At 62.8% G+C, this 10,045-nt stretch carries 6 protein-coding genes; 5 read left to right on the plus strand and 1 reads right to left on the minus strand.

From position 1 onward, the window contains the following. Positions 1–95 precede the first annotated feature (95 nt). The 5 genes from pvdM to ACXR0M_RS25420 all read left to right on the plus strand — a co-directional run bounded on the left by pvdM (position 96) and on the right by ACXR0M_RS25420 (position 8,734). A complete protein-coding gene (gene pvdM, locus ACXR0M_RS25400) occupies positions 96–1,445 on the plus strand; it encodes a pyoverdine-tailoring dipeptidase-like protein PvdM (protein WP_458834375.1) in 1,350 nt (449 codons plus the stop codon). A gap of 28 nt (positions 1,446–1,473) precedes the next feature. Continuing rightward, the gene (gene pvdN, locus ACXR0M_RS25405; RefSeq protein WP_458834376.1) at positions 1,474–2,754 is read left to right on the plus strand and encodes a pyoverdine-tailoring periplasmic protein PvdN; all 1,281 of its coding nucleotides are present in this window, start codon (positions 1,474–1,476) and stop codon (positions 2,752–2,754) included. 32 nt (positions 2,755–2,786) lie between these two features. Further along, complete coding sequence (gene pvdO, locus ACXR0M_RS25410; RefSeq protein ID WP_458834377.1) at positions 2,787–3,677, plus strand: dihydropyoverdine dehydrogenase; 891 nt, start codon at positions 2,787–2,789, stop codon at positions 3,675–3,677. Between the two features lie 758 nt (positions 3,678–4,435). Next, positions 4,436–6,085, plus strand: coding sequence for a cyclic peptide export ABC transporter (locus tag ACXR0M_RS25415; protein ID WP_458834378.1), 1,650 nt, complete (start codon positions 4,436–4,438; stop codon positions 6,083–6,085). Positions 6,086–6,268: 183 nt separating this feature from the next. After that, positions 6,269–8,734 carry a TonB-dependent siderophore receptor gene (locus ACXR0M_RS25420; protein WP_458834379.1) on the plus strand — a complete coding sequence of 822 codons (2,466 nt, stop codon included), beginning with the start codon at positions 6,269–6,271 and terminating at the stop codon, positions 8,732–8,734. Between the two features lie 313 nt (positions 8,735–9,047). On the opposite strand, the gene ACXR0M_RS25425 is transcribed toward ACXR0M_RS25420, so the two are convergent. Continuing rightward, a complete protein-coding gene (locus ACXR0M_RS25425; protein ID WP_458834380.1) occupies positions 9,048–10,004 on the minus strand; it encodes an alpha/beta hydrolase in 957 nt (318 codons plus the stop codon). Positions 10,005–10,045: the final 41 nt, after the last annotated feature.

A 10,045-nucleotide genomic window follows, 5' to 3' on the forward strand; every position in this document is an offset into this window, starting at 1 on the left:
CCGCGCGCCTAAATTCCCCGCCCGCCCAGTCGTTCCACCCAGATAGCGAAGGCCCTCGTGCCTGCACCTCGACGGCGAACCTGACTGAGATGGCAATGACTACACCACGTTCGAAAAAGGCTCTTTACATCGGCCTGCCGCTGGCCCTGGCGATCAGCGCCGCCGCAGGTTTTGCGGTCTGGGAGCACTGGTTCAAGGACAACCCCGGCTACCCGGCAACCGTGATGAAACAGGCCGATGAGTTGCAGGAGCGGCTGCTGTCCTTCGACAGCCACATCACCGTGCCGCTGGATTTCGGCACCGCCGGCAACGAGGCCGACAAGGACGGCAGCAGCCAGTTCGATCTGGTCAAGGCTGCACGTGGCCGCCTCTCCGGCGCCGCGCTGACGATCTTCGGCTGGCCGGAAATCTGGAACGGCGCCAACGCCCCGCACCGGCCCACCGCCGGGTTTGTCGAGGAAGCACTTTTCGAACAGGAAACCCGCTACAAGATCATCACTACGCTGGTGCGCGACTTCCCCAATCAGGTGGCCATCGCCTATACCCCGGACGATTTCCGCCGCCTGCACGGCGAAGGCAAGTTCGCGATTTTCCTGAGCATGCTCAACGCCTATCCGCTGGGCAACGATCTCAACGCGCTGGACAAGTGGGCCGCGCGCGGCATGCGCATGTTCGGCTTCAGTTACGTGGGCAACAACGCCTGGGCCGACTCGTCGCGGCCGTTGCCGTTTTTCAATGACACACGCGACGCCCTCGGTGGACTATCGGAGATCGGCAAGCAGGCGGTGCACCGGCTCAACGACCTCGGGGTGATCATCGATGTGTCGCAGATGTCGACCAAGGCCCTGGAGCAAGTCGCGCAACTGAGCCGCGCGCCGATCGTCGCCTCGCACTCGGCGCCACGGGCGCTGGTGGACATTCCGCGCAACCTCAGCGATCAGGAAATGCAGCTGATCAAGAACAGCGGCGGCGTGGTGCAGATCGTCGGTTTCCCGACCTACCTGCGCCCGCTGAGCCAGCACACTCAGGACAAGCTCAATGCCCTGCGCGCGAAATTCGATTTGCAGCCGCTGCAGGGTCTGGAAATGGCGCTGATGCCCGGCGATCCGGTGATCACCGTGTGGCCCGAGCAACGCTTCGGCGAGTACGCCAGTCAGCTTTACGCAATCGTCGACGAAGAACCGAAAGCCACCCTCAAGGACTTCGGTGACGCCATTGATTACGCGGTGAAGAAAATCGGCATCGACCACGTCGGCATCAGCTCCGATTTCAACGACGGCGGCGGCATCGACGGCTGGAAGGACGTCAGCGAGGCGCGCAACGTGACCGCCGAACTGCTCTCCCGTGGCTACAGCGAAGCCGACATCGGCAAATTGTGGGGCGGCAATTTCCTGCGGGTCTGGGCGCAGGTGCAGCAATCGTCGAAACCCGTGGCCAGCCACTGACGCTCATTTGAACAAGCGAACCGACTTCATGACCAACCGTCGTTCTTTCCTCAAGCAGGCCGGGATTCTGGCCGCCGGGCTGCCGTTGGGCGCTGCCGTGAACCTGCCGTCGCGGGCCGCCAATCCACAACCGCTGGCCGCCGACAAATGGGCGCAATTGCGTCAGTTGTTCGAGCAGGATCCGGACTATCTGCACTTCGCCAATTTCCTCGTGACCTCGCACCCGAAGCCGGTGCGCGACGCCATCGAGCGCCACCGCGCCATGCTCGATCGCAACCCCGGCCGGGCGATGGACTGGGACCTGGGCGAGACTGAAAAGCGCGAACAGATCGTCCGTGAAGCGGCCGCGCGTTACCTCAAGGCCAAACCGCAACAGATCGCCCTGACCGGCAGCACCACCGAAGGCCTGTCGCTGATTTACGGCGGCATTCATGTGCGCCCGGATCAGGAAATTCTCACCAGCGAACACGAACACTACTCGACCAATTACACCCTCGGCTACCGCCAGCAGCGCGACGGGGTCAAGGTGCGCAAGCTCAAGCTGTTCGAGAACAGCGCGAGGATTTCAGTCGACGAAGTGCTGAGCGGCATCGATCGCGGCATTCGCCCCGAGACCCGCGTGCTTGGCATGACCTGGGTGCAATCCGGCAGCGGCGTGAAACTGCCGATCGGCGAGATCGGCAAACTCGTCGAGCAACACAATCGCCAGCGTGACGACCAGGAACGCATCCTCTACGTGGTCGACGGCGTGCACGGCTTTGGCGTGGAAGACCTCGACTTCCCCGACATGCACTGCGATTTCTTTATTGCCGGCACGCATAAATGGCTGTTTGGCCCGCGCGGCACCGGGATCATCTGCGCGCGCTCCAGCGAGCTCAAGGACGTCACGCCGATCATCCCGACCTTCTCCGAAGCCACCACCTTCTCGACCACCATGACCCCGGGCGGCTACCACAGTTTCGAGCACCGCTGGGCGCTGGACGAAGCGTTCAAGCTGCATCTGCAACTGGGCAAGAACGAAGTGCAGTCGCGCATCCACGAGCTCAACACCTACGCGAAAAACCGCCTGCTGGAACAGCCGTCCATCGAGCTGGTGACCCCGCGCAGCGCGGCGCTGTCGTCCGGTTTCACCTTCTTCCGGATCAAGGGCCGCGACTGCGATCAGGTCGCCGCGCAACTGATGGCCGACCGCGTGGTGTGCGATGCGGTGGACCGCGATGCCGGTCCGGTGATCCGCATCGCGCCGGGCCTGCTCAACAGTGAAAACGACATCGAGCGCTTCATGGCCGTGCTGCACAAGCAGCTGTGAAACGCACCGCATTCCTTTAAGCGAGATGACCCATGAAAGCCAATCTGTTGTGCCCCGCCACTGGCGCCGCCCTCAAGGCGCTGGCCCTCACCGGCCTGCTCGGCAGCCTGCTGCCGGCGGCTGCCCTGGCCGCCACACCGCCCGTGCCGGGCAAGGTGTTCAAGGACTGCAAGGACTGCCCGGAGCTGGTCGTGCTGCCGGCCGGCACCTTCACCATGGGCACCCCGGACGATGAAGTCGGGCGCGAACCGGATGAAGGCCCGATGCATGAAGTGACCTTCGCCAGACCGTTCGCCATGAGCCGCTTCCAGATCACCGCCGCTGAATGGGACAGCTACGTGCGCGAAAGCGGCGTGACCATCGCCAATGGCGATACCCGCCCCGGTCGCGAATGCGTTGCCAGCAAGCCGCGCTATCCGCAGGGACCACGGCAACCGGCGGTGTGCATGAACTACTACGACGTGAAGAACTACGTCGCCTGGCTGTCGCAAAAAACCGGGCAGAAATACCACATGGGCAGCGAAGCCCAGCGCGAGTATGCCGCGCGCGGCGGCAGCAAAGGCCCGTTCCCCTTCCCGTTCGACGAGGGCAAGGAGTACAGCATCGCCAAACACGCCAACACCTACGGCCCGGCGGATGGTTTCAGCTACAGCTCGCCGGTGGGCAGCTACCCGCCCAATGCCTTCGGCATGTACGACATGCACGGCAACGTCTACGAATGGGTCGAAGACTGCGAACACCCCGACTACGTCGGCGCGCCCACCGATGGCAGCGCGTGGCTGGAGGCCAATTGCGAAGCGGTGCGCATTCGCGGCAACGACTGGGGCGAAGCGCCGGTGTTCTCCCGCTCCGGCAACCGCAACAGCCAGTACCCGAACGAACGTGGCGACTGGATGGGCTTTCGCGTCGTGCGTGAACTCTGATCCCTCCAACGCCACCATCCCCTGTGGGAGCGGGCTTGCTCGCGAAAGCTGACTGTCTGCCGCCAACAATGCTGACTGACATACCGTCTTCGCGGGCAAGCCCGCTCCCACAGGTTTTGTGTGGTGCCCCAATTTTGGGGCTGGCACTGGACCTTGTGGGAGCTGGCTTGCCAGCGATTGCGGAATGTCAGGCGACTACTTTTTGAATGACCCACCGCCATCGCGAGCAGGCTCACTCCTACAGGTTTTGTGTGGTGCCCCAATTTTTTGGCTGACGCTGGACCTTGTGGGAGCTGGCTTGCCAGCGATGAGGCCGGGTCAGGCGAATCACCTTTTAATGACCCCCCGCCATCGCGGGCAAGCCCGCTCCTACAGGTTTTGTGTGGTGCCCCAATTTTGGGGCTGGCACTGGACCTTGTGGGAGCTGGCTTGCCAGCGATTGTGGAATGTCAGGCAGCTACTTTTTGAATGACCCACCGCCTTCGCGGGCAAGCCCGCTCCCACAGGTTTTGTGTGGTGCCCCAATGTTGTGGCTGGCACTGGACCTTGTGGGAGCTGGCTTGCCAGCGATGAGGCCGGGTCAGGCGAATCACCTTTTAATGACCCACCGCCTTCGCGGGCAAGCCCGCTCCCACAGTTTTTTTGCCAGGGGGCCATGGGTTTTTACCGGGCCACCGCCAGTCGCCCCCCGGCTAAATTAACCCCATCACCAGACGTTCTACTGGGTATCTGCCTTTATACCCAAGGAACTGTCTTCCATGACCCAGCCTACCCGTGGCGCCATCGGCGAACTGTTCGCCCTGTTGAAACCGTTTCGGCTCATCGTCGCCGCGTCCATTGTGCTGGGCATGGTCGGCGGCCTGAGCGTCACGGTCTTGCTGGCGACCATCAACACCGCCCTGCACTCGGAAAGCGGCCTGAGCCAGGGCGTGGTGGCGCTGTTCGCCGGCCTGTGTCTGCTGGCGCTGGCCAGCTCGATCTGCTCGGACATCGGCACCAACTATGTCGGCCAGCACATCATCGCCCGCCTGCGCAAACAGCTGGGCGAGAAAGTGCTTTCGGCGCCGATCGAACAGATCGAGCGCTACCGCAGCCATCGGCTGATCCCGGTGCTGACCCACGACGTCGACACCATCAGCGACTTCGCCTTCGCCTTCGCACCGCTGGCGATTTCCGTCACCGTGACCCTCGGCTGCATGGGCTATCTGGCGCTGCTGTCGTGGCCGATGTTCCTGATCATGCTCGCGGCGATCCTGATCGGCACGGCGATCCAGGCCTACGCGCAGAGCAGGGGCGTGCAGGGTTTCATGGCCGCGCGGGACGCCGAAGACGCACTGCAGAAGCACTACAGCGCAATTGCCGAAGGCGCCAAGGAGCTGCGCATTCACCGCCCGCGCCGGCAGCGCATGTTCGTCTCGGGGATCAAGGCCACCGCCGAATTCATCTGCAACACTCAGGTGCGCTCGATCAACACCTTCGTCATCGCCAAGACCTTCGGTTCGATGCTGTTCTTCGTGGTCATCGGCCTGGCCCTGGCGCTGCAAACCTTCTGGCCGAGCGCTGACAAAAGCGTAATGAGCGGTTTCGTCCTGGTGCTGCTGTACATGAAAGGCCCGCTGGAACACCTGATCAGCACCCTGCCGATTGTCAGCCGCGCGCAGATTGCCTTCCGCCGCATCGCCGAACTCTCCGAGCAATTCTCCACTCCCGAAGCGCATCTGCTGCTCAGCGATCAGGGCCAGAGCAACAACACCGTGCACAGCCTGGAACTGAGCGACGTGCGCTACGCCTTCCCGGCTGTCGACGGTGCTGCGCCGTTTCAACTGGGGCCGGTCAACCTGACGATCAAACAGGGCGACATCACGTTTATCGTCGGCGAAAACGGCTGCGGCAAAACCACCCTGATCAAATTGCTGCTGGGCCTGTACACCCCGCAACAGGGCGAGATCCGCGTCAACGGCGTGGGCATCGATGCGCACAACCGCGATGACTACCGCCAGTTGTTCACGACGATTTTTGCCGATTACTACCTGTTCGACGACGTGGTTCAGGGCGACATGCAGATCCCGGCCGATGCCAACAAGTACCTGCAGCGGCTGGAGATCGCGCACAAGGTCAGCGTCAAGGACGGCAATTTCACCACCACCGATCTGTCCACCGGCCAGCGCAAGCGTCTGGCGCTGGTCAATGCCTGGCTGGAGGAACGCCCGGTGCTGGTGTTCGACGAGTGGGCTGCCGATCAGGACCCGACCTTCCGCCGCATCTTCTATACCGAGCTGCTGCCGGACCTCAAGCGTCTGGGCAAGACCATCATCGTCATCTCCCACGACGACCGCTATTTCGATGTCGCCGATCAACTGGTGCGCATGGAACGTGGCCGGGTGCTCAGCGAACTGACCCCGGCCTGATCCACCGGCCTCACGCCTGCGCGGCTTTTGCCGCCGGGCGTCCTCCCACGCTTTTTGCGCACAAAATCGGTCCGGCAAAGAATATTGGCGGGTTTGTTTCCGGTTTTTTCCCGCGCCTCCGTCTTAATAATAATTCCTATTAACAAAAACTCTGCACAACACGTTCAGGAGCACAGGCAAGTCATGCACCCTCTTCCACGCCGCACACCTCTCGCGCTGGCCGTCCAGCGCCCGACCTTGCATAAAAACCTGCTGAGCAGTGTCCTGCTGACCGCCACCTTGCTGGGGAGCTCGATGGCCAATGCGGCGCCGGTCAAGGTCAATATTGCGGTGCAACCGCTGTCCAGTGCGCTGACCGAACTGGGCCTGCAGACCAACCTGCAGATCCTCTACAGCCCCGATCAAGTTGCCGGAATCAAATCCCGCGCGGTGTCCGGTTCGCTCGAGCCGTCCGAAGCCCTCGCGGCGATGCTCAAGGACAGCGGGATTTCCTTCCAGATCAATGGCAGCAACGTGACCCTGGTATCCGGCGCGGCGGACTCGACCCTGCAGCTGGGCGCGACCACCATTTCCGGTCAGGCGCTGGGGCTGGTCACCGAGGACAGCGGTTCCTACACCACCGGCGCCACCACCACCGCGACCAAGCTGCCGCTGACCATTCGCGAAACGCCGCAATCGGTGACCGTGGTCACCCGCCAGCAGATGGACGACCGTGGCGAAAAGAACATCGGTGACGTGTTGCGTAACACCCCGGGCATTTCCGTGCAGCAATATGACAGCGACCGCACCGAGTATTCGACGCGCGGTTTTGCCATCACCAACTTCCAGTACGACGGCGTCAACAACGTCTACGACGGCGTGTACGACGAAGGCGCGACCCACGTCGACATGGCCACCTACGACCGCGTCGAAATCATCAAGGGTGCCACCGGCCTGATGACCGGTTCGGGAGATCCGTCGGCCACCGTCAACCTGGTGCGCAAGAAGCCGACCAAGGAATTCAAGGCCTCCGTCACCGGCACCGCCGGCTCGTGGGACAACTACCGCACCGAAGGCGACATCTCCGGCCCGCTGAATGACAGCGGTTCGGTGCGCGGGCGCTTCGTCGGCGCCTATCAGGACAAGAACTCGTACATCGATCACTACACGCAGAGAAAGGATGTGTTTTACGGCATCCTCGAAGCCGACCTCAGCGAAGACACGCTGCTGACCTTCGGCATCGACAAGCAAAGCGTGACCCCGCGCGGTTCGTCGTGGACCGGCAACCCGGTGTACTTCGCCGACGGTGGCCGCACCGACTTCCCGCGCAGCTTCAACCCGGGCGCCGACTGGAGCCGTCGCGATTTCGACTCGGTGACCTACTTCACCTCGCTGGAGCAGGCGCTGGCGAACGACTGGAAACTCAAGGTCAGCCTCAACGAGAAAGTCAGCGACCACGACACCCGACTGGCCTCGGCCAGCGGCGGCAACCCGGATCGCGCCACCGGCGAAGGCATGTTCCTTTACTGGGGCCGCTGGGAAGGTCACCGCGTGCAGGATTCGGCCGACGTCAACCTCTCTGGCCCGTTCACCCTCGGCGGTCGCGAGCATGAACTGGTGGCCGGTTTCATGGCTTCGCACTCGCGCCAGACCGGTGCCACGTTCGACACCAGCGCCTCCGGCCTGGTACCGGGCAGCATCTACGACTGGAACGGCGACCTGCCGAAACAGGACTTCCCGAAAAACGGCAAATACGAGCGCACCCAGAGCCAGAACGGCATCTACCTGGCCACGCGCCTGCGCCCGACCGACGACCTCTCGGTGATCCTCGGCAGCCGTCTGAGCACCTTCAAGTACAACGAGGACTATTCCTATAACGCCGGCACCGGCATGTCCGACACCCATGCCAGCTACAAGGAACACGGCGTGGTCACGCCGTATGCCGGGGTGGTCTACGACCTCAACGACACCTACTCGCTGTACGGCAGCTACACCAACATCTACCAGCCGCAGATCTACAAGGACGCCGACGGCAAGACCCTCGCCCCGGTCGAAGGCAATGCCTACGAAACCGGTCTGAAGGCCGCCTACCTCGACGGCCGCCTCAACGCCAGCCTGGCGTTCTTCCGCATCGAGCAGGACAACTTCGCCGAGTCGGTCGGCACCAACCCGGTGACCAACGAAGGCATCTACAAAGCCATCGACGGCGCCACCACCAACGGTGTCGAGCTGGAACTGGCCGGTGAACTGCAGGAAGGCTGGAACCTCTCGGCCGGCTACACCTACGCCCGCACCCGTGACCAGGACGAGCAGCGGATCTACGGTTACCCGCTGTCCACCACCAAACCCGAGCACGTGTTCCGCACCTTCACCACTTACCGCTTGCCGGGTGCGCTGAACAAGGTCACCGTCGGTGGCGGCGTGAGCTGGCAGAGCGCGTTCTACGGCAAGATCTACAGCGCACCGGCCGGCGATTACACGCGCATCAAGCAAGGCGGCTACTCGCTGGTGGACCTGATGACCAAGTACGAATACGACGAGCACCTGAGCTTCACCGTCAACGCCAACAACGTCTTCGACAAGAAGTACCTGACGGGCCTCGGCAACTTCGACACCACGTTCTACGGCGAACCGCGCAACCTGCAACTGACCGCCAAATACAACTTCTGATTCAGCGCGCAAACCCCGATGCCCGCCTCGCAAGAGGCGGGTATTTTTTTGCCTTGTGATAAGGCCTGCCAGCTTTCTGCGGGGAAAAAAACCGCCATTGCCGCAATGCTGTTCACTTAAGTTTTACAGAACCTTGTGGCGAGGGGATTTATCCCCGATCGGCTGCGAAGCAGTCGTCGCTTTTGACGGATTTAGGGCCGCTTCGCAGCCCATCGGGGCGGTGCGACGGTTCGCTAAATCCCCTCGCCACAGAGTTAAGTGAACAGCACTACGCCATTGCCGGTCGGCATGGCGGTTCTCAAAGCACATCAGATCACAGCTGTGAGCGTACCCACTGCGCCACCTCGGCATGGATCACTTCGACCTCACTGAGCAACCCGGCCATGCGCAGGAAGTCGTGGGTCATGCCCGGCTGTTCGAGCAGGGTCAATTGATTGCCCGCCGCGCGCAGGCGCTCGGCATAGGCGCGGCCTTCGTCATACAACGGGTCATGCCCGGCGAGGTACACCAGCGCCGGCGCCAGACCCGACAGATCCTCGGCCAGCAACGGCGAGCAGCGCCAGTCGGCGAGATCGCCCGGGGTGCGCGCGTAATGCGCGTAGAACCAGTCCAGCGTCGGGGTTTCCAGCAGATAGCCTTCGGCAAAATCGCGATGCGAAGCGCGATGAGTGCTGGCGTCCGTCACCGGGTACGCCAGCACCTGCGCCTTGGGCCGCAATTGCAGCTCCTCCGGTTGGCGCAGCGCAAGCGACGCCAACACCGTGGCCAGTGTCGCACCGACGCTGTCACCGGCCAGCACCGTACGCGTCGCGTCCAGACCGCGACTGGCACCTTCGCGCACCAGCCAGTTGCCGGCATCGCAGGCATCTTCGACCGGGGTCGGAAAACGCCACTCCGGCGCCAGGCGATAGTCCACTGTCAACAGCGCAAAACCACCCTGCGCCGCCAGCCGCCGACATAGCGCGTCGTGGGAATCGAGGCTGCCGACCACGTAGCCGCCACCGTGAAAGTACAACATCACCGGTTGCAAACCGTCAGGCGCTGGCCCGGCGCGGTACAGGCGCGCCGCCAGGCTGTGGCCATCGCGTGCGGCGATGGTGAAATCGTCGCAGGCCACGTGATCCAGCGGCACATCGAGAAAGCCCGACGCCGCTTCGAAATCGAGGCGTGCCTGTTGCGGGGTCTGCTCATGCATCGCGCGGCTTTTACCGGTCAGTCGGCCGAACTCGGCGAGTTCGAGAAATGCTTGCAGTTCTGGCAATACGGCCATCGTTCACATCCTTCCAAAAACAGGTCAATGACCGGGCAGCG

The organism is Pseudomonas sp. Eth.TT006 (genome assembly GCF_054456575.1).

Bases quoted from the DNA above. Each gene is read 5' to 3' on its own strand.
- pvdM (WP_458834375.1), top strand. From the start codon at position 96: ATGACTACACCACGTTCGAAAAAGGCTCTTTACATCGGCCTGCCGCTG.
- pvdN (WP_458834376.1), top strand. From the start codon at position 1,474: ATGACCAACCGTCGTTCTTTCCTCAAGCAGGCCGGGATTCTGGCCGCC.
- pvdO (WP_458834377.1), top strand. From the start codon at position 2,787: ATGAAAGCCAATCTGTTGTGCCCCGCCACTGGCGCCGCCCTCAAGGCG.
- ACXR0M_RS25415 (WP_458834378.1), top strand. From the start codon at position 4,436: ATGACCCAGCCTACCCGTGGCGCCATCGGCGAACTGTTCGCCCTGTTG.
- ACXR0M_RS25420 (WP_458834379.1), top strand. From the start codon at position 6,269: ATGCACCCTCTTCCACGCCGCACACCTCTCGCGCTGGCCGTCCAGCGC.
- ACXR0M_RS25425 (WP_458834380.1), bottom strand. From the start codon at position 10,004: ATGGCCGTATTGCCAGAACTGCAAGCATTTCTCGAACTCGCCGAGTTC.